Origin of the sequence: Pseudoduganella umbonata, assembly GCF_014192225.1 — a bacterium.
Classification (GTDB): Bacteria; Pseudomonadota; Gammaproteobacteria; order Burkholderiales; family Burkholderiaceae_D; genus Rugamonas; species Rugamonas umbonata.
Genome location: NZ_JACHXS010000008.1, coordinates 26150 through 44491, shown reverse-complemented (window position 1 = coordinate 44491; position 18342 = coordinate 26150). Strand labels below are relative to the sequence as shown.

The following is an 18342-nucleotide window of genomic DNA, read 5'->3' as shown; positions in this document are numbered from 1 at the left end:
CAGGTGTGCACACAAAACCCGCATGGCGCAGCCATTGCGGGTTTTTCGCTTTGCGCCGGCAGTTTGTCCGGAGGCCGGTTATTTCCGCGCCGGCAGGTTGCCGATCTTCATGCCAGGCTTGATGTGCTTTTGCTGGAACCAGCCGAGGTTCATCTCGAGGGCGTACTTGACCGGCACGCCTTTCGTCGAGCAGTGGCTGTCGAGCGTATGCGGCTGCATGTCGCGGATGTTGACGATCTTGCCCTCGGCATCGATGAATGCCACCGACAGCGGCAGCGGCGTGTTTTTCATCCACATGCATTGCGTGGCCGGCGCGTCGAACACGAACACCATGCCGGCATTGGCGCGCATCGCCTCGCGGAACATCAATCCCTGCGCACGCTGGGCGTCGGTGGCCGCAACCTCGGCCTTGACCAAGTGCATGCCGGCGGTCAGCGTGGTGGTGCCGAAGCGTTCATTCCCGGTGGCGGCGCCGGTAGCGGCGCAAAGAATGGCAAGGGCAACGAGGGCTGGGACAGTCTTCATGTATATAGGGCAATTGGATGAGCGCACGGGGGGGCGGCGCGGGCACGGCGCAATGATAGCCGGGCCGCTACGGAAATGAATTCCTTCTAAGGTCTTCTTAAGCCTTCAGTTCCGCCGGATCGATCTCGATCCACTCACCCGGCATCAGCGGATGGGATGCCAACGATACCGCGCCGATAGCGCTGCGCACGAGTCGCAGCGTGGGCAGGCCGACTGCCGCTGTCATGCGTCGTACCTGGCGATTTTTTCCTTCCTGCAGCGTGATCGCGAGCCATGAAGTCGGCTTGTCGGCCCGCACACGGATCGGCGGGTTGCGTGGCCACAGCCATGCCGGTTCGGCGATGCGCATGGCGCTGCAGGGCTTCGTCGTGAAATCGCCCAGGTCGAGCGGTGCCTGCAGCCGTGCCAGCGTGGGCACATCGGCAATCCCATCGACCTGTACCAGGTAGGTTTTCGCTTCCTTGCGGTCCGGGTGGGCGATATCGTGCTGCAGTTTGCCGTCGTCGGTCAGCAGTAGCAGGCCTTCGCTGTCGGCATCGAGACGCCCGGCCGGATAAACGTTCGGTACCGGTACGCAATCAGCCAGTGTCAGGCGTTCGGGCTGCGGGGAAAACTGGCACAATACCCCGAATGGCTTATTAAGTAGGATCAGCATTGCGGGATTGTACCGACTAAACCATGGCGGGCATTGAAATACTGATGCATAATCGACAGTCGCAGTACTTGTCTTATATCTTATAGAAGACATTTGCTGCTGGTTTTTGCACCGGGTCTTTTGCCCCTGGTGATTGCAGCCGACACGTCCATGGCGCCGCCAGCGTCGCTTCATTTCGGAGAATTCGATGTACCAACATATCAAAGTGCCGGTCGACGGCGAGAAAATTACCGTCAACGCGGATTTTTCGCTGAACGTGCCCAACCAGCCGATCATTCCTTTCATCGAGGGCGACGGAACCGGCATCGACATCACGCCGGTCATGCTGAAGGTGGTCGATGCGGCCGTGGCCAAGGCCTATGGCGGTGAGCGCCGGATCAGCTGGATGGAAATCTATGCCGGCGAGAAATCCACCAATGTCTACGGTCCGGACGTGTGGCTGCCGGAAGAAACGTTGGCGGCGGTCAGGGATTACGTGGTGTCGATCAAGGGGCCGCTGACAACCCCGGTGGGGGGCGGCATCCGTTCGCTGAACGTGGCGCTGCGCCAGGAGCTGGACCTGTATGTCTGCCTGCGGCCGGTGCGCTGGTTCGCCGGCGTCCCGTCGCCGGTCAAGGAGCCGCACAAGACCGACATGGTGATCTTCCGCGAGAACTCGGAAGACATCTATGCGGGCATCGAATATGCGGAAGGTTCGGAAGGCGCAAAAAAACTGATCAAGTTCCTGCAGGAAGAGCTGGGCGTGCGCAAGATCCGCTTCCCGGAAACTTCCGGGCTGGGCATCAAGCCGGTGTCGCGTGAAGGCACCGAGCGGCTGATGCGCAAGGCGATCCAGTACGCGATCGAGAATGACAAGCCGTCCGTCACGATCGTCCACAAGGGCAATATCATGAAGTACACCGAAGGTGGCTTCCGCGACTGGGCCTACGCGCTGGCGCAGAAGGAATTCGGCGGGGAACTGGTCGATGGCGGTCCGTGGTGCAAGGTGCGCAATCCGAAGACGGGCAAGGATATCGTCGTCAAGGATTCGATCGCCGATGCCTTCCTGCAGCAGATCCTGCTGCGCCCGGCCGAGTACAGCGTGATCGCCACGCTGAACCTGAACGGCGACTATATTTCGGACGCGCTGGCGGCGCAGGTCGGCGGCATCGGCATTGCGCCGGGCGCCAACATGTCCGACTCGGTGGCCATGTTCGAAGCCACGCACGGCACCGCGCCGAAATATGCCGGCAAGGATTATGTGAATCCGGGTTCGCTGATCCTGTCCGCCGAGATGATGCTGCGCCACATGGGCTGGACTGAAGCGGCCGACCTGATCATTGCGTCGATGGAAAAAGCCATCACGTCGAAACGCGTCACGTATGACTTTGCCCGCCTGATGGAAGGGGCAACCCAGGTGTCGTGCTCCGGTTTCGGCGAAGTGATGATTGATAACATGTAATGGCAATACCGCGGAAACCCGCAGCGCTGCGGGTTTTCACGACTGTCGGGCCTGCCGGGTACACGCGAAAAAAAACCCCGCTTCAGCGGGGCTTTTTTAGTCGAGGAGCTGATCAGCTAGCCTGGATATTGGAAGCTTGCTTGCCTTTCGGGCCCTGCGTGACTTCGAACTGCACCTTTTGACCTTCTTTCAGGGTCTTGAAGCCGTTCATGTTGATTGCGGAGAAGTGCGCGAACAAATCTTCGCCACCATCATCAGGGGTGATGAAGCCGAAACCTTTGGAGTCATTGAACCACTTAACGGTACCAGTTGCCATAATAAAAAGAACTTTCAAATAATAACGAATCACACGAGCCATAAAAGCAAGAAGCTTCCTGCCCCCTCCTCGACAACTCACTTCTTACCAACATGTACATTTCTGCACGAGTCGATATGGCATTGTTGGCGAGCCAATTTTCTATGTCAAGCGCTTTGTCGCGGCAATAGTAAGATTTTTGCAACATGAGAAATGATGAAAGGACTTGATTTTGCGCCGGGGGCCGCCATCTGCGCGCAGTTGGGAAAGCGCGTAAGATTGAGGACAAATGGAAACGTCGGGTTAAACGGGCGTTGCATCGACCACGAAAGCATTAGAATATAAGCGTATGGCAACCAAGCATGACACCGAGACCGTCCTGGAGCGGCAGACGCTGAAGCCGCCCCCCATGTACCAGGTGGCGTTGTTGAACGACGACTACACTCCGATGGAATTTGTGGTCGCGATCATTCAGGAATATTTCAACAAGGATCGCGAAACGGCTACGCAAATAATGCTGAGTGTGCATCGCTACGGCAAAGGCGTCTGCGGTGTGTTCTCAAAAGATATTGCATCAACCAAGGTGGAGTTCGTTTTAACGCATGCGCGCAAGGCGGGGCATCCCCTGCAGTGCGTGATGGAGGAAGTATGATCGCGCAGGAATTGGAAGTAAGTTTGCACATGGCGTTTGTCGAAGCTCGGCAGGCACGGCATGAATTCATCACGGTTGAGCATCTACTGCTGGCGCTGCTGGACAATCCTTCGGCAGCCGAAGTGTTGCGTGCCTGTGCGGTCAATATCGAAGACCTGCGCAAGACACTCACCAACTTCATCGGCGACAACACTCCCACCGTGCCCGGAACCGGCGAAGTGGACACGCAACCCACGCTCGGGTTCCAGCGCGTGATCCAGCGCGCCATCATGCACGTGCAGTCGGCCTCGAACGGCAAGAAGGAAGTCACCGGGGCGAACGTGCTGGTGGCCATTTTCGGCGAGAAGGATTCCCACGCGGTTTATTACCTGCACCAGCAGGGCGTAACGCGGCTGGACGTCGTCAACTTCATTTCGCACGGCGTTCGCAAGGACCAGTCCGGCGAAGCGGCCAAGGCATCGGAAGGTGTCGAGGAAGGCGCGCAGGCAGAAGGCCAGGCCAAGGAAAGCCCGCTGGATCAGTTCACGCAAAACCTCAACAAGTCCGCCGCGGAAGGCAAGATCGATCCGCTGATCGGCCGCGAAGAGGAAGTCGACCGCGTGATCCAGATCCTGTGCCGCCGCCGCAAGAACAACCCGCTGCTGGTGGGCGAGGCCGGCGTGGGCAAGACTGCCATCGCCGAAGGCCTGGCCTATCGGATCACGCAGGGCGACGTGCCGGAAATCCTGTCGAATGCCGTCGTGTATTCGCTGGACATGGGCGCGCTGCTGGCCGGCACCAAGTACCGCGGCGACTTCGAGCAGCGGCTGAAGGCAGTGCTGAAGCAGCTGAAGGACAACCCGAACGGCATCCTGTTCATCGACGAGATCCATACGATCATCGGCGCCGGATCCGCTTCCGGCGGCACGCTGGACGCATCGAACCTGCTGAAGCCGGCACTGGCCAATGGCCAGCTGAAATGCGTCGGCGCAACCACGTTCACGGAATTCCGCGGCGTGTTCGAGAAGGATCATGCGCTGTCGCGCCGCTTCCAGAAAGTGGACGTCAACGAACCGACCGTGGAGCAGACGGTGCAGATCCTGCGCGGCCTGAAATCGCGCTTCGAGGAACACCATGGCGTGAAGTATTCGTCGTCGGCGCTGTCGACGGCGGCCGAGCTGGCGGCCCGCTTCATCAATGACCGCCATCTGCCGGACAAGGCCATCGACGTGATCGACGAAGCCGGCGCCGCCCAGCGCATTCTGCCGAAGTCGAAGCAGAAGAAAACCATCGGCAAGACGGAGATCGAAGAGATCATCTCGAAGATCGCGCGCATTCCACCGCAAACCGTCAACCAGGACGACCGCAGCAAGCTGCAGACGATCGACCGCGACCTGCGCAATGTGGTGTTCGGCCAGGATCCGGCGATCGAAGCACTGGCGTCGGCGATCAAGATGTCGCGTGCCGGACTGGGCAAGCAGGACAAGCCGATCGGCTCGTTCCTGTTCTCCGGCCCGACCGGCGTCGGCAAGACGGAAGTGGCGAAGCAGCTGGCCTTCATCCTGGGCATCGAACTGATCCGGTTCGACATGTCCGAGTACATGGAACGCCATGCCGTGTCGCGGCTGATCGGCGCGCCGCCGGGTTACGTCGGTTTCGACCAGGGCGGCCTGCTGACCGAAGCGATCACGAAGAAGCCGCACGCCGTGCTGCTGCTGGACGAGATCGAGAAGGCGCATCCGGACATCTTCAACATCCTGCTGCAGGTGATGGACCATGGCACGCTGACCGACAACAACGGCCGCAAGGCCGACTTCCGCAACGTGATCATCGTCATGACCACGAACGCGGGAGCGGAAGCACTGCAGAAGGCGCCGATCGGTTTCACGAACACCAAGGAAACCGGCGACGAAATGGCCGACCTGAAGCGCATGTTCACGCCGGAATTCCGCAACCGGATCGATGCGATCATCAGCTTCCGCGCGCTGGACGAGGAGATCATCCTGCGCGTCGTGGACAAGTTCCTGATGCAGCTGGAAGAGCAGTTGCACGAGAAGAAAGTGGAAGCGATCTTCACGGAGCACCTGCGCAAGTTCCTGGCGAAGAAGGGCTTCGATCCGCTGATGGGCGCGCGGCCGATGTCGCGCCTGATCCAGGACATGATCCGCAAGGCGCTGGCCGACGAACTGCTGTTCGGCCGCCTCGTCACTGGCGGCAAGGTGACGGTGGACCTGGACGAGAAAGACCAGATCAAGCTGGACTTCCCGGAACCGGATGCGGCTCCGTTGCCGCCGCCGGAAACGGTCGAAGTGGAGTAATCCGCTTCAGCAGACAAGAACCCGCTCGCGAGAGCGGGTTTTTTTTCGCCAGCTCTCGCTAGCCGTACCTGCTCGGGATACTCAACCGCGGCGCCTTGCCGCGACGCCGGCCACCGCCAGCCCTGCCAGCAGCATTGCATACGTACCCGGCTCCGGCACGGCCGGAATGGTCGACAGCGTCAGCTCGATGTACGGCTCGGCGCGAATCCCGCCCAGGTAGATACCCTGATCGCCGGCCTCGACCGCTACCGCGTTCAGTGTCTGATTCGTGAAGCCGATGACGAAATAGGACCCCGAGACGGCATTGATGTCAGCCAGCGCCGCCCCGCTCAGGGTGATAGTGGCGGGACTGTCGTACAGGGTGGCGGCGGCGTACTGGGTGCCGCTGCCCAGGTCGGCAAACACATCGGTGCCCGGATGGAACGTGTTCAGGAACGGCTGCAGGCCGCCATCGACGTCGAACAGGCCGATGACGCTTGGCGGAGCGTTGCCATACACGGAAGGCGACAGCGACAGCGTGGCCGCTTCCCACGTCGTACCGGCCGGAATGAAGAATGCCGCCCAGCTGTTGAAACGCATGCCCGTTTCGTTACCCGTGTAGGTATTGCCAAGCGGCGTGGCTTCGTTGCTGCCGCCATTGCTGTTGACCCAGCCCTGCAGCTGTGCGGTCGTGCTGATGGATTCGGCGTGTGCGGGCAGGGCCGCGGCGAGGGCGACAGTACAGGCGGCGACATGGACAACCAAGCGGGCAAACGTGACAGGGGTCGTGCGCTTCATGGGCGATTCTCCTTGCGGTGGTGGGGATGCATCCATCGTAGAAGTCGGTCGAACAGCCCATCAATGACATTTACAAATCTGCATCCCGTGCGTCGATCCCTGCCAACGTTTTATGGTTGTGCTAGCGTCGCGCGCCTGCGCGTGCACTGGCACGGCGCCTGGTCGCGACTCCCATCAGGCCAAGGCCGGCGAGCAGCATTGCCGCCGCTGCCGGTTCCGGCACGGGCGCCAGCGGCAGGCCATCGAGCGTGATCGCATCGAATGCCAGCCCGCTGTCCGCGCTGTGATCGACCCAGTTGACGACGCCAAACTCCAGGGAGTACTGGCCCGCTGCCGCGATCGTGTATTGCGCGCCGATCCAGCCGGTCTGCCCGCAGGGCTCCACATAGCAGCCGCCCGAATCGTCCCCCAGCGGGCTCCACGTCGGAATCAGGCCTTCGACACTGGAGAAGGGCGGATCCAGCGTGGCCGCGCCAGCCGGCATGCCGAAGCCCGGCACGGCGCCGCCGCCCGGCGACGTGCGCGCTGTCGCCAGCACCGCCGCCTGGCTGCCGTCCGCATTCAGCAGGCGCACCCAGGCGTAATCACTGAAGTCGCCGCCGTCGGTCGCCACGTAGTTGAATGCGAAGTGCAGCGCGTCGCCGCCCTGCGCCGAAAACAGATGGGAACGCAAGGTACTGCCGGCGAACGAATCGGCTGGAGCGCCGACGCCTGGCAGCCGGACACCGGCCACGCCGCCGTTGGTCGATACCCAGCCATACCGCGTGCCGCCGGTCGGCGCCAGGGTGACACTGCCGTCCTCCGGCGCCGTGCCGCAGTCGCCGGCGCACTGCCAGCCTGCGGGAAGTCCGCTGTCGAACACCTGCGCGTGGCCGGCGCCGGAAGCGCCGAGCAATATCGCGGCTGCGGCAGCAAGAGAATGTATCGGGGTTTTCATGACTGGTCTCCATCGGTTTGAGATACCTCAAACGACCAGCATTTACTATGCCTATGCCCGCCGTGAGACGGGGACGGCGCGAAAACTCAGGCAAATGTAAAGGATTCCGACATGCGGCGCCATTACAGCCCCAGGCTGCGGATCTGCGCGGCCCGCCGCCGCGATACCTCCACCGTCACATCGCCGGGCAGCAGCAGGTCGAAACCACCCGTGTCGTTGGCCGTCATCCGTTCGACGAACGCCAGGTTGACGATGTGCCGGCGGCTGGCGCGCAAGAAGCGCTGCGCGTCCAGGCGCTCTTCCAGTTGCGTAAGGGAGCGCAGCATCAACGGCCGGGCATCGTCGAAGTAGACGCGGGTGTAATTGCCCTCGGATTCGAACAGGCGAATGCGGTCGAGCGCCACGAACCAGCAGCGCTCGCCATCGCGCAGGAACAGCTTGCGCGGAGCGGCCGCGCCGCCCGCCGCCGGCATGCCGAGCCGCAGCGCGGCGCGTTGCAGCGCTGCGGCCAGCCGAGTCGCCTGGATCGGCTTTTGCAGGTAGTCGAGCGCGTTCACCTCGAACGCCTGCAGTGCGTACTGGTCGAACGCGGTTGTGAAAATGACTTCCGGCGTGGTATCGAGTGCCTGAAGCAGGTCGAAACCGCTGGCGCCCGGCATCTGCACGTCGAGCAGCAGCAGGTCGGGCTGCAGGGCCGCCACCTGCACCACGGCCTGCTCGGCATTGGCGGCTTCGCCGACGATGTCGATGCCAGGATGCGCGGCCAGCAGGCGCCGCAGTTCGGCGCGCGCCAGGCGCTCATCGTCGACGATCAGTACGCGCATGGGGGCCGGCGTCATGCGGCCGCCGGCAACTGCAGCGTGGCACGCACCCAGCCGTCGCGTTCCGCCAGGTCGAGGCTGGCGCCACCGCCTACCGCCAGCTCGAGCCGCTTGCGGGCATTGGCCAGCCCGACCTGCGTGGATTGGCCGAGGCGGCGGATCGCGCCGGCATTGGCGATCTCGATCAGCGTCATGCCGTCGCCGCGCCACGCGCGGATGCAGATGTCGCTGCCGGTGGTGCTCAGTTCGACGCCGTACTTGACGGCGTTCTCGACGAGGGTCTGCAGCGCCATCGGCGGCACCAGCACGCCTTCCAGTCCGGGTTCGATCTGTACCTGCACGCGCAGGCGTTCCTCGAAGCGGATCTTCTCGATCGCCAGGTAGGCTTCCACCGCTTCCAGTTCCACCGCCAGCGGCACCGTCTCCACGTGGCCAGATTGCAGTGCATAGCGCATCAGGCCGGCTAGCTGGTCGATCATGCGCGCCGCGCTGTCCCGGTCTTCATAGATCAGTGCGCGCACGCTGTTCAAGCTGTTGAAAAAGAAATGCGGGTTGACCTGCGCCTGCAGCGCGCGCAGTTCGATGTCCTTCGCGTGCAGTTCGAGCCGCAGCGTTTCGGCTTCGGCCCGGTGGGCACGGCGCAATGTCTGCGCCGCCGTGTAGAAAATGGTCCATGCGACGAAACAGCCGAGCCAGAACAGCAGCGCACTGGGCACCCATGCAAAGCCGTGAGGCTTGCCGAACGGCTGCAGCACCGCAAAGCCGGCATAAGCGATCGCGCATTGCAGCACCGTCAGCACGGCAATGCCACCGGCCAGCAGTGGCAAGGGCGTGGCGCCGGCACGCTTCAGGTAACGGTGCCACAGGTCCGATAGCAGCAGTCCGCCCGCGGCACTCCACAAGCACACCCCCGCCAAGGCGGGCGTGACAACGATGCCGGCGGCCAGCGACAGGTTGAACAGCGCAACGCCCGCCCACCCGAGCAGCTGGAAGATCCAGTACCAGTTCAGGCGCGTTATCAGCGGACCCGGTGCCGCCAGGGGGCGCGATGCTGCCAATGGTGGCGCTGTCACAGGCGGCGGTGTCACGGGCGGTGCTGTCACGCGTGATGCTGTCACGTTCTTCACTGGCCGTTCACTTCAAGAATTGGTCGATGCGATCATACATCCAGGCCGGGTCGTCGTACATGATGAAGTGGCGCGCAGTGTCGGCCATTTCCACGCGCACGCCGGGCAGCCTCGCGTACTGTGCCTTGTACACCTGTTCGATCGCACCGCGCGGCGCATAGTCCTTGTAGGCGACCCAGGTGCCCAGCACCAGTGTCGGTGCCTTGATGCGGGCCACCTCGTTGCGCAGGTCCTCCGCCATCAATGCATACATCGCCCCGGCAACCGCCTTGCGGTCGGAGCGCTGGCCCCATCCGGCGATCCGGTCGACATCCTCGGGCTTGCTCGCCATTGTCATCACGGCGCGGCGCTGGCTGGCGGCGTAGCTGGTGTCGTCGCTGGCCAGCATGCGCTCACGGGTGGCGCTGGCCATCTGCTGCAACTGATCGGCCGTGATGCCCGGTACCTGCGTTGCCCCCAGGGCGGGCAGCGCGTCGACGATGACAAGCTTGCTCACCAGGTCCGGGTGGCTGGCCGCCAGCTTCATCGCCACGAAGCCGCCCAGGCTGTGGCCGATCACGAGGGGCTTGCCGAGCTTGTTGGTGGCGATGTAGTCGGCCAGTTGGCGCTCCACTTGCGGCAACAGTTCGCCTTCGATGGCCGGTTGGCCAGCAAAGCCGGCCAGGGTCAGCACGTGGCACTGGCGCGGACCGCACAGGTGCCGCACGGTACCTTGCCACACCTCGCCGGACGAGGCGAGGCCGGGGATCAGGATCACGGCGGGCCCGCTGCCGGTGACGTCGGCCTTGAAGGCGGAAACGGCGTGGGCGGGAAGGGTGGCAAACAGGGCAGCGGCGACGGCCGCGATCGATCGATATCGTTTCATGGTGTTCCTCCTTGAAACGCATCGTCGCACCTGCATCGCGCGCGGGCAGCGCCCGGGTGACAAGCGGCGCGAAACAATGATGAACGGTAACGGTGAACGGCAGCTCAGCCGCCCGCTTCGTCGCGCAGGCGGCGCCACAGCGTGGTCCGGCTGATGCCCAGGTAAGCCGCGGCCGCGTCGCGCCGGCCGCCGAAGCGGCGCAGCACGTCGGTGGCGCGCTCCTCGGCAGGCGGCGCGGCGCCAGCGGCGCCGGCCGCCAGCTCGGGTCCCACGGCGAGCACGAATGCCGGCGTCAGCGCCTGCAGCGGTTCGGCAGCCAGGAACAGCGCCAGGCGTTCGCACAGGTTGCGCAATTCGCGCACGTTGCCGGGCCACGCATGCCGCGCCAGCAGTGGCGCGCAGGCTTGCAACTGGGCCTGCAGGTTAGGCTGGGCGCGCGTTTCCAACGCGGCCAGCGCCTTGCGCAGCAGCCATTCCGCCAGCGGCACGATGTCGGCCGTGCGCTCGCGCAGCGGCGGCAGTGCCAGCCGCAGCACCGCCAGCCGGTAGAACAGGTCGGCACGGAAGCGTCCGTCGCGCACCCGCTGCGCCAGGTCGCAGTGCGTGGCACTGACGATCCGCACGTCCACCGGTACCGGCCGCGTGCCCCCCACGCGCACCACCTCGCGCTCTTCCAGCACGCGCAGCAGCCGGGTTTGCAGGGGGAGCGGCATCTCGCCGATCTCGTCGAGGAACAGCGTGCCGCCATTGGCCGCCTCGAACAGGCCGGCACGGCCGCCGCGCCGCGCGCCGGTGAACGCACCTTCCTCGTGGCCGAACAGTTCCGCTTCCAGCAGCGATTCGGCGATCGCGCCGCAGTTCACCGCCAGGAACGGGCGGCGCAGTTCGTCCACCCGGCCGTGCGGCGCGGCGCGGTGGATCGCCTGGGCGGCCAGTTCCTTGCCACTGCCGGTTTCGCCCTGGATCAGCACCGTGGCATTCGAGCGCGCGTACAGCACCACCATCTGCCGTACCTGTTCCATCGCCGCCGATTCGCCGCGCAGGTCCGCCAGCCCGTGGCGCGCACGCGGCGAATCCTGCGCCGCGCCGCCGCGGCCCCGGCGCCGGCCCGGCCATCCCGTTTCCAGCTGTGCCAGACGGGCGACCTCGAGCGCGTCGTCGAAGGCCTGCCGGATCGAGGCCGACGAGTAGACGAACACACCGGCCAGCCCTGCATCCTCGGCCAGGTCCATGATCAGGCCGGCGCCGACGATGGCGCGGATGCCGCAGGCCTTCAGTTCGTGCACCTGGGCCAGCGCATCTTCGCGCGTCACGTAGGTACGCTGCGCAACGTCGATACCGAACGTGGCCGCGAATTCGGCCAGTTCCGGCATCGGTTGCTGGTAGGTGACAACGGCGATCCGTTCCGATACGCGGCGGGCCCGTGCCAGCGCGCGCATCATGTCCGTGCCGCTGGCCTTGGCTACCACTACCGGGACCGGCAGGCGGCCCTTCAGGTAGGCCGCATTCGAACCGGCCGAGATGACGGCATCGCAGCGCTCTGTCGCCAGGCGCTCGCGGAGATGGCGCACTGCTTCGTCGAAGCCGAGATGGATCGGTTCGATGGTGGCCAGCGCATCGTATTCGGGCGTGATGTCGCGGAACAGGTCGGACAGGCGCGACATGGAAACCGTCCAGATGACGGGCTTGTCCTGCTCTGCCTGGGAAAGGTAGGTCATGTTTCAATTATAGTTCAACGATGTTTCATTTGTTGCAGATGGAACGCTAGAACGCCGTCGGCAAGAATGGCAAGTTCTTGATTCCATGCATATTGCGGCGTTTCGCCAGCCTGGCACGCGCCTTGCAAACCGGGATGGTATTTACCGTCATTCCTGAAAGGTCATCATGAGTATCCGTTCCGCCGGAGCCGCGTTCCGCCAGGCCGTCCGCGAAGAGTCCCCGTTGCAGGTCGTCGGCGCCATCAACGCCAACCATGCACTGCTGGCGCAGCGCGCTGGCTTTCGCGCCATTTACCTGTCCGGCGGTGGCGTCGCGGCCGGATCGCTGGGCTTGCCCGACCTCGGCATCTCGAACCTGGACGACGTACTGACCGACGTGCGCCGCATCACCGACGTGTGCGACCTGCCGCTGCTGGTCGACGTCGACACCGGCTTCGGCGCTTCGGCCTTCAACGTGGCACGCACCGTCAAGTCGCTGATCAAGGCCGGCGCCGCCGCGCTGCATATCGAAGACCAGGTGGGCGCCAAGCGCTGCGGCCACCGGCCGGGCAAGGAAATCGTCAGCAAGGCGGAAATGGTGGACCGCATCAAGGCGGCCGTCGATGCCCGTACCGACGAGAACTTCGTCATCATGGCGCGCACCGATGCGCTGGCCGTCGAAGGCCTGGAGGCGGCGATCGACCGGGCCATCGCCTGCGTGGAAGCGGGAGCCGACATGATCTTCCCCGAGGCGATGACGGAACTGGCGATGTACCGGCAGTTTGCCGGCGCGGTAAAGGTGCCGGTCCTCGCCAACATCACGGAATTCGGTTCCACGCCGCTGTTCACGGTCGATGAGTTGCGCACGGCGGACGTGGGCCTGGTGCTGTACCCGCTGTCGGCCTTCCGCGCGATGAACAAGGCGGCGGAGAATGTCTATGGCGCCATCCGCCGCGATGGCACGCAGCGCAACGTACTGGACACGATGCAGACCCGCGCGGAACTGTATGAGCGCATCAACTATCATGACTTCGAACAAAAGCTCGATGCATTGTTCGCGGCACAGAAAAAATAAGGAGACAGGCATGACCGAGACCACGTTCAAACCGAAGAAATCCGTCGCGCTGTCCGGCGTCACCGCCGGCAACACGGCGCTGTGCTCCGTCGGCAAGACGGGCAACGACCTGCACTACCGCGGCTACGACATCCTCGATGTCGCCGACACCTGCGAGTTCGAGGAAATCGCCTACCTGCTGGTGCACGGCAAGCTGCCGACCGCCGGTGAACTGAAGGGCTACAAGGCCAAGCTGAAATCGCTGCGCGGCCTGCCGCAGGCGGTGAAGCTGGCACTGGAAGCGCTGCCGGCCGGTGCCCATCCGATGGACGTGATGCGCACCGGCGCCTCGGTGCTCGGCTGCGTGCTGCCCGAGAAGGAAGACCACAACCTGGCCGGCGCGCGCGACATCGCCGACCGCCTGATGGCGTCGTTCGGCTCGATCCTGCTGTACTGGTACCACTACAGCCATGCCGGGCGCCGCATCGAGGTGGAGACCGACGACGATTCGATCGGCGGCCACTTCCTGCACCTGCTGCATGGCGCGCCGCCGTCGGCGTCGTGGGTGAAGGCGATGCACACGTCGCTGATCCTGTACGCCGAGCATGAATTCAATGCCTCCACGTTCACGTCGCGGGTGATCGCCGGCACCGGCTCCGACATCTACTCCGCCGTCACCGGCGCGATCGGCGCGCTGCGCGGTCCGAAGCACGGCGGCGCCAACGAAGTGGCGCTGGACATCCAGAAGCGCTACGAGAATGCCGACGAAGCGGAAAGCGACATCCGCGCGCGCGTGGCGAACCGGGAAGTGGTGATCGGCTTCGGCCACCCCGTCTACACGGTTTCCGATCCGCGCAACAAGGTGATCAAGGAAGTGGCGCGCCACCTGTCGGAGGAAGCCGGTTCGATGAAGATGTTCGATATCGCCGAACGCCTCGAATCGGTGATGTGGGAAGTGAAAAACATGTTCCCGAACCTGGACTGGTTTTCCGCCGTGTCGTACCACATGATGGGCGTGCCCACCGCGATGTTCACGCCGCTGTTCGTCATCTCCCGCACGTCGGGCTGGGCCGCGCACATCATCGAGCAGCGCATCGACAACAAGATCATCCGCCCAAGCGCCAACTACGTTGGCCCGGAAGATTTGCGCTTCGTGCCCATCGCCGAGCGCAAGTAAAGAACAGCAAGACGAAGCAGGGAATCAACGTGAAGGAAGCAACTTGAACACGCCCATGAACACGCCCGTGAACTCGCCCGTGAACACGCTCATGAATACCGCGTACCGGAAGAACCTGCCGGGCACCACGCTCGATTACTTCGATGCGCGCGCCGCCGTCGATGCGATCGAAGCAGGTGCCTACGACAGGCTGCCGTACACCTCCCGCGTGCTGGCCGAAAACCTGTGCCGCCGCTGCGATGCCACGCAGCTTACGAGCTCGCTGCAGCAACTGGTCTACCGCAAGCGTGACCTGGACTTTCCCTGGTTCCCGGCGCGCGTCGTATGCCACGACATCCTCGGCCAGACCGCGCTGGTCGACCTGGCCGGCCTGCGCGATGCGATCGCCGATCAGGGAGGCGACCCGGCGCTCGTCAATCCCGTGGTGCCCACGCAGCTGGTGGTCGACCACTCGCTGGCCGTCGAATGCGGCGGCTTCGATCCCGATGCGTTCGCCAAGAACCGCGCCATCGAGGATCGCCGCAACGAAGACCGCTTTCATTTCATCGAATGGAGCAAACGGGCATTCCACAATGTCGACGTGATCCCGCCGGGGAACGGCATCCTGCACCAGATCAACCTGGAGCGCATGTCGCCGGTCATCCAGGTGAGCGGCGGCGTCGCCTACCCGGATACGCTGGTGGGCACCGACTCGCACACGCCGATGGTCGATGCGCTGGGTGTCATCGCGGTGGGCGTCGGCGGGCTGGAGGCGGAAACCGTGATGCTGGGCCGCGCCTCGTGGATGCGGCTGCCGGACATCGTCGGCGTCGAGCTGGCGGGGCGGCCGCAGCCGGGCATCACGGCCACCGACATCGTGCTGGCGCTGACCGAATTCCTGCGCAAGGAAAAAGTCGTGTCGGCGTACCTCGAGTTCCACGGCACCGGCGCCGCCGCGCTGACGCTGGGCGACCGCGCAACGATCTCGAACATGGCGCCCGAATTCGGCGCCACCGCGGCCATGTTCGCCATCGACGAGCAGACCATCAAGTACCTGCGGCTCACCGGCCGCGAGGACGAGCAGGTGGCACTGGTCGAACTGTATGCCCGGCAGGCCGGCCTGTGGGCCGACAGCCTGGCCCATGCCGATTACGAGCGGGTGCTGCGTTTCGACCTGTCGACCGTGGTGCGCAACATCGCCGGGCCGTCGAATCCGCACCGGCGCGTGCCGACTTCCGAGCTGGCCGCGCGCGGCATCGCCGGCGTGGTCGAGAACGAGCCCGGCCGGATGCCGGACGGCGCCGTCATCATCGCCGCGATCACCAGCTGCACCAACACGAACAACCCGCGCAACATGATCGCCGCCGGCCTGCTGGCACGCAACGCCAACCGGTTCGGCCTGCTGCGCAAACCCTGGGTGAAGAGCTCGCTGGCGCCGGGGTCGAAAGCCGTCACGCTGTACCTCGAAGAAGCCGGGCTGCTGCCCGAGCTGGAAAAGCTGGGTTTCGGTGTCGTCGCGTATGCCTGCACCTCGTGCAATGGCATGTCCGGCGCGCTCGATCCGGCAATCCAGCAGGAGATCGTCGAACGCGACCTGTACGCGACGGCGGTCCTGTCCGGCAACCGCAATTTCGACGGGCGCATCCATCCGTATGCGCAGCAGGCCTTCCTGGCCTCGCCGCCGCTGGTGGTGGCCTATGCGATCGCCGGCACCATCCGTTTCGACATCGAAAAGGATGTGCTGGGCCATGATGCGCAGGGCAACGCCATCCGGTTGCAGGACCTGTGGCCGAGCGACGAGGAGATCGATGCCATGGTGGCGGCGAGCGTGAAACCCGAGCAGTTCCGCAAGGTGTACATCCCGATGTTCGCGCGCCAGGACGACGCGGGCGGCAGCGTCAGCCCGCTGTACGACTGGCGGCCGCAGAGTACCTATATCCGCCGCCCGCCTTACTGGGAAGGGGCGCTGGCCGGCGCGCGCACGCTGGCCGGCATGCGCCCGCTGGCTGTGCTCGGCGACAACATCACCACCGACCACCTGTCGCCGTCGAACGCCATTCTCCTGGACAGCGCGGCCGGCGAGTACCTGGCGAAGATGGGCCTGCCGGAAGAAGACTTCAATTCCTACGCCACGCACCGGGGCGACCACCTGACCGCGCAGCGCGCCACGTTCGCCAACCCGACATTGCAGAACGAGATGGTCGTCGTTGGCGGCAAGGTCAAGGCGGGTTCGCTGGCGCGGATCGAGCCGGAAGGTACCGTCACGCGCATGTGGGAAGCGATCGAAACCTACATGGAACGCCGGCAGCCCCTGATCGTGATCGCCGGTGCCGATTACGGCCAGGGCTCGTCGCGCGACTGGGCCGCGAAAGGCGTGCGCCTGGCCGGCGTGGAAGCAATCGTCGCCGAAGGCTTCGAGCGCATCCACCGCACCAACCTGGTCGGCATGGGCGTGCTGCCGCTGGAATTCACCGGTGGCGTCAACCGGCTCACGCTGGGCATCGACGGCACCGAAACGTTCGACGTGGTGGGCGAGCGCAAGCCGCGCGCCACGCTGACATTGGTGATCCACCGGAAGAACGGCGAAAACGTCACCGTACCGGTGATGTGCCGGCTCGATACGGCCGAGGAGGTGGCGATCTACGAGGCGGGCGGCGTGCTGCAGCGCTTCGCGCAGGACTTCCTGGCGGCCACCGTCCAACTGACCGGCGCGGAGGCGGCATGATGGCCCCGCAAATCGCCATTCCCGCTACCTATATGCGCGGCGGCACCAGCAAGGGCGTGTTCTTCCGGCTGGAAGACCTGACCGAGGCAGCCCGCGTGCCGGGACCGGCGCGCGATGCGCTGCTGCTGCGCGTGATCGGCAGCCCCGACCCGTACGGCAAGCAGATCGACGGCATGGGCGGCGCCACCTCGAGTACCAGCAAGGCGGTGATCCTGTCGCCAAGCACGCGGCCCGGCCACGATGTCGATTACCTGTTCGGCCAGGTGTCGATCGACAAGCCTTTCGTCGACTGGAGCGGCAATTGCGGCAACCTGTCGGCCGCCGTGGGCCCGTTCGCGATAGCCAACGGCATGGTCGAGCCTGGGCGTGTACCGCGCAACGGCCTGGCCGTGGTGCGCATCTGGCAGGCCAATATCGGCAAGACGATCATCGCTCACGTGCCGGTGACGGACGGCGCCGTCCAGGAAACCGGCGATTTCGAGCTCGACGGTGTGACATTCCCCGCGGCCGAGGTGCAGCTTGAATTCATGGACCCGGCGGCGGACGAGGAGGGCGCCGGCGGTGCCATGTTCCCGACCGGCCGGGTCGTCGACGAGCTCGACGTGCCCGGCGTGGGTACGCTGCGCGCCACGATGATCAATGCCGGCATCCCGACCATCTTCGTCGACGCTGCCAGCATCGGCTATACGGGTACCGAACTGCAGGATGCGATCAATGCCGATGCGAACGCGCTGGCGATGTTCGAGGCGATCCGCGCGCACGGCGCCGTGCGCATGGGCCTGGTCGCGCATGTCGACGAAGCGGCACGGCGCCAGCACACGCCGAAAGTGGCGTTCGTGGCGCCGCCCGCCACCTATGCCGCCTCTTCCGGCAGGACCGTGCAGGCCGGGGACATCGACCTGCTGGTGCGTGCGCTGTCGATGGGCAAGCTGCACCATGCCATGATGGGCACCGCCGCCGTCGCGATCGGCACCGCCGCGGCGATCCCCGGCACGCTGGTCAACCTGGCCGCTGGTGGCGGCGTGCGCACGGCGGTACGGTTCGGCCATCCGTCCGGCACGCTGCGCGTGGGTGCCGAGGCGCTCGAGGCCGGCGGGCAGTGGCGCGTCACGAAGGCGGTCATGAGCCGCAGTGCCCGCGTGCTGATGGAAGGCCGCGTGCGCGTTCCACGGCAGGAACAGGCCTGCTGATTCCTGTCACCACCTGTTGTATCGAAGCCCGGCACCGCCGGGCTTCTTGCATTGTGAATAGCTATTGGGGGGAGGCTGGTTTATGATGGGTCGTTTAGTTGCCTTAATGCACCTATCATTGCGCATGA

16 protein-coding genes are annotated in these 18342 nt (G+C 64.6%); 7 read left to right on the top strand and 9 right to left on the bottom strand.

Features of this window, described 5'->3' with window-relative positions; genetic code table 11:
• Nucleotides 1-78: 78 nt before the first annotated feature.
• A complete protein-coding gene (locus FHS02_RS19830) occupies nt 79-525 on the bottom strand; it encodes a DUF192 domain-containing protein (protein ID WP_137316678.1) in 447 nt (148 codons plus the stop codon).
• A gap of 97 nt (nt 526-622) precedes the next feature.
• On the bottom strand, nt 623-1180 hold the full coding sequence (locus FHS02_RS19825) for a pseudouridine synthase (protein ID WP_137316679.1): 558 nt from the start codon (nt 1178-1180) through the stop codon (nt 623-625).
• A 187-nt stretch (nt 1181-1367) separates the two neighbouring features.
• On the opposite strand from FHS02_RS19825, the gene icd reads away from it, so the two are divergent.
• The gene (icd, locus tag FHS02_RS19820) at nt 1368-2621 is read left to right on the top strand and encodes an NADP-dependent isocitrate dehydrogenase (protein ID WP_137316680.1); all 1254 of its coding nucleotides are present in this window, start codon (nt 1368-1370) and stop codon (nt 2619-2621) included.
• Between the two features lie 112 nt (nt 2622-2733).
• On the opposite strand, the gene cspE is transcribed toward icd, so the two are convergent.
• The gene (gene cspE, locus FHS02_RS19815; RefSeq protein WP_107141363.1) at nt 2734-2937 is read right to left on the bottom strand and encodes a transcription antiterminator/RNA stability regulator CspE; all 204 of its coding nucleotides are present in this window, start codon (nt 2935-2937) and stop codon (nt 2734-2736) included.
• Nucleotides 2938-3265: 328 nt separating this feature from the next.
• Here cspE and clpS point away from each other — a divergent pair, with 328 nt between their 5' ends.
• Nucleotides 3266-3568: an ATP-dependent Clp protease adapter ClpS gene (gene clpS, locus FHS02_RS19810; protein ID WP_130185626.1), complete on the top strand. Its 303-nt coding sequence runs from the start codon at nt 3266-3268 to the stop codon at nt 3566-3568.
• On the top strand, nt 3565-5865 hold the full coding sequence (clpA, locus tag FHS02_RS19805; RefSeq protein ID WP_137316681.1) for an ATP-dependent Clp protease ATP-binding subunit ClpA: 2301 nt from the start codon (nt 3565-3567) through the stop codon (nt 5863-5865). Before clpS ends, clpA begins: the two co-directional genes overlap by 4 nt.
• An 81-nt stretch (nt 5866-5946) precedes the next feature.
• Here the strand turns inward: clpA and FHS02_RS19800 are convergent, their stop codons facing one another.
• The 6 genes from FHS02_RS19800 to prpR form a co-directional block, all read right to left on the bottom strand.
• Nucleotides 5947-6642 (bottom strand): PEP-CTERM sorting domain-containing protein, encoded by a 696-nt coding sequence (locus FHS02_RS19800; RefSeq protein ID WP_229422404.1) that lies wholly within the window; start codon nt 6640-6642, stop codon nt 5947-5949.
• Between the two features lie 121 nt (nt 6643-6763).
• Nucleotides 6764-7579: an NF038132 family protein gene (locus tag FHS02_RS31635; protein WP_137316682.1), complete on the bottom strand. Its 816-nt coding sequence runs from the start codon at nt 7577-7579 to the stop codon at nt 6764-6766.
• 122 nt (nt 7580-7701) lie between these two features.
• Nucleotides 7702-8418: a LytR/AlgR family response regulator transcription factor gene (locus tag FHS02_RS19790; protein WP_229422405.1), complete on the bottom strand. Its 717-nt coding sequence runs from the start codon at nt 8416-8418 to the stop codon at nt 7702-7704.
• The gene (locus FHS02_RS19785) at nt 8415-9458 is read right to left on the bottom strand and encodes a sensor histidine kinase (protein ID WP_229422406.1); all 1044 of its coding nucleotides are present in this window, start codon (nt 9456-9458) and stop codon (nt 8415-8417) included. Before FHS02_RS19785 ends, FHS02_RS19790 begins: the two co-directional genes overlap by 4 nt.
• Nucleotides 9459-9534: 76 nt before the next feature.
• Nucleotides 9535-10392, bottom strand: a complete 858-nt coding sequence (locus FHS02_RS19780) for an alpha/beta fold hydrolase (protein ID WP_137316683.1) — start codon at nt 10390-10392, stop codon at nt 9535-9537.
• Between the two features lie 104 nt (nt 10393-10496).
• Nucleotides 10497-12110, bottom strand: a complete 1614-nt coding sequence (gene prpR / locus FHS02_RS19775) for a propionate catabolism operon regulatory protein PrpR (RefSeq protein WP_137316684.1) — start codon at nt 12108-12110, stop codon at nt 10497-10499.
• A gap of 166 nt (nt 12111-12276) precedes the next feature.
• On the opposite strand from prpR, the gene prpB reads away from it, so the two are divergent.
• The 4 genes from prpB to prpF all read left to right on the top strand — a co-directional run bounded on the left by prpB (nt 12277) and on the right by prpF (nt 18214).
• On the top strand, nt 12277-13164 hold the full coding sequence (gene prpB / locus FHS02_RS19770; RefSeq protein ID WP_137316685.1) for a methylisocitrate lyase: 888 nt from the start codon (nt 12277-12279) through the stop codon (nt 13162-13164).
• Nucleotides 13165-13174: 10 nt separating this feature from the next.
• Complete coding sequence (gene prpC / locus FHS02_RS19765; protein ID WP_137316686.1) at nt 13175-14320, top strand: bifunctional 2-methylcitrate synthase/citrate synthase; 1146 nt, start codon at nt 13175-13177, stop codon at nt 14318-14320.
• A 91-nt stretch (nt 14321-14411) separates the two neighbouring features.
• Nucleotides 14412-17024, top strand: a complete 2613-nt coding sequence (gene acnD, locus FHS02_RS19760) for a Fe/S-dependent 2-methylisocitrate dehydratase AcnD (protein ID WP_137317743.1) — start codon at nt 14412-14414, stop codon at nt 17022-17024.
• Entirely contained in the window at nt 17021-18214 is a 1194-nt protein-coding gene (prpF, locus tag FHS02_RS19755; RefSeq protein ID WP_371861440.1) for a 2-methylaconitate cis-trans isomerase PrpF, read from the top strand. The genes acnD and prpF overlap by 4 nt, the downstream gene beginning before the upstream one ends.
• Nucleotides 18215-18342: the final 128 nt, after the last annotated feature.

What these genes read in the sequence shown, in the direction of transcription:
- FHS02_RS19830 (WP_137316678.1), bottom strand. Translation starts at nt 525, where the DNA reads ATGAAGACTGTCCCAGCCCTCGTTGCCCTTGCCATTCTTTGCGCCGCT.
- FHS02_RS19825 (WP_137316679.1), bottom strand. Translation starts at nt 1,180, where the DNA reads ATGCTGATCCTACTTAATAAGCCATTCGGGGTATTGTGCCAGTTTTCC.
- icd (WP_137316680.1), top strand. Translation starts at nt 1,368, where the DNA reads ATGTACCAACATATCAAAGTGCCGGTCGACGGCGAGAAAATTACCGTC.
- cspE (WP_107141363.1), bottom strand. Translation starts at nt 2,937, where the DNA reads ATGGCAACTGGTACCGTTAAGTGGTTCAATGACTCCAAAGGTTTCGGC.
- clpS (WP_130185626.1), top strand. Translation starts at nt 3,266, where the DNA reads ATGGCAACCAAGCATGACACCGAGACCGTCCTGGAGCGGCAGACGCTG.
- clpA (WP_137316681.1), top strand. Translation starts at nt 3,565, where the DNA reads ATGATCGCGCAGGAATTGGAAGTAAGTTTGCACATGGCGTTTGTCGAA.
- FHS02_RS19800 (WP_229422404.1), bottom strand. Translation starts at nt 6,642, where the DNA reads ATGAAGCGCACGACCCCTGTCACGTTTGCCCGCTTGGTTGTCCATGTC.
- FHS02_RS31635 (WP_137316682.1), bottom strand. Translation starts at nt 7,579, where the DNA reads ATGAAAACCCCGATACATTCTCTTGCTGCCGCAGCCGCGATATTGCTC.
- FHS02_RS19790 (WP_229422405.1), bottom strand. Translation starts at nt 8,418, where the DNA reads ATGACGCCGGCCCCCATGCGCGTACTGATCGTCGACGATGAGCGCCTG.
- FHS02_RS19780 (WP_137316683.1), bottom strand. Translation starts at nt 10,392, where the DNA reads ATGAAACGATATCGATCGATCGCGGCCGTCGCCGCTGCCCTGTTTGCC.
- prpR (WP_137316684.1), bottom strand. Translation starts at nt 12,110, where the DNA reads ATGACCTACCTTTCCCAGGCAGAGCAGGACAAGCCCGTCATCTGGACG.
- prpB (WP_137316685.1), top strand. Translation starts at nt 12,277, where the DNA reads ATGAGTATCCGTTCCGCCGGAGCCGCGTTCCGCCAGGCCGTCCGCGAA.
- prpC (WP_137316686.1), top strand. Translation starts at nt 13,175, where the DNA reads ATGACCGAGACCACGTTCAAACCGAAGAAATCCGTCGCGCTGTCCGGC.
- acnD (WP_137317743.1), top strand. Translation starts at nt 14,412, where the DNA reads ATGAATACCGCGTACCGGAAGAACCTGCCGGGCACCACGCTCGATTAC.
- prpF (WP_371861440.1), top strand. Translation starts at nt 17,021, where the DNA reads ATGATGGCCCCGCAAATCGCCATTCCCGCTACCTATATGCGCGGCGGC.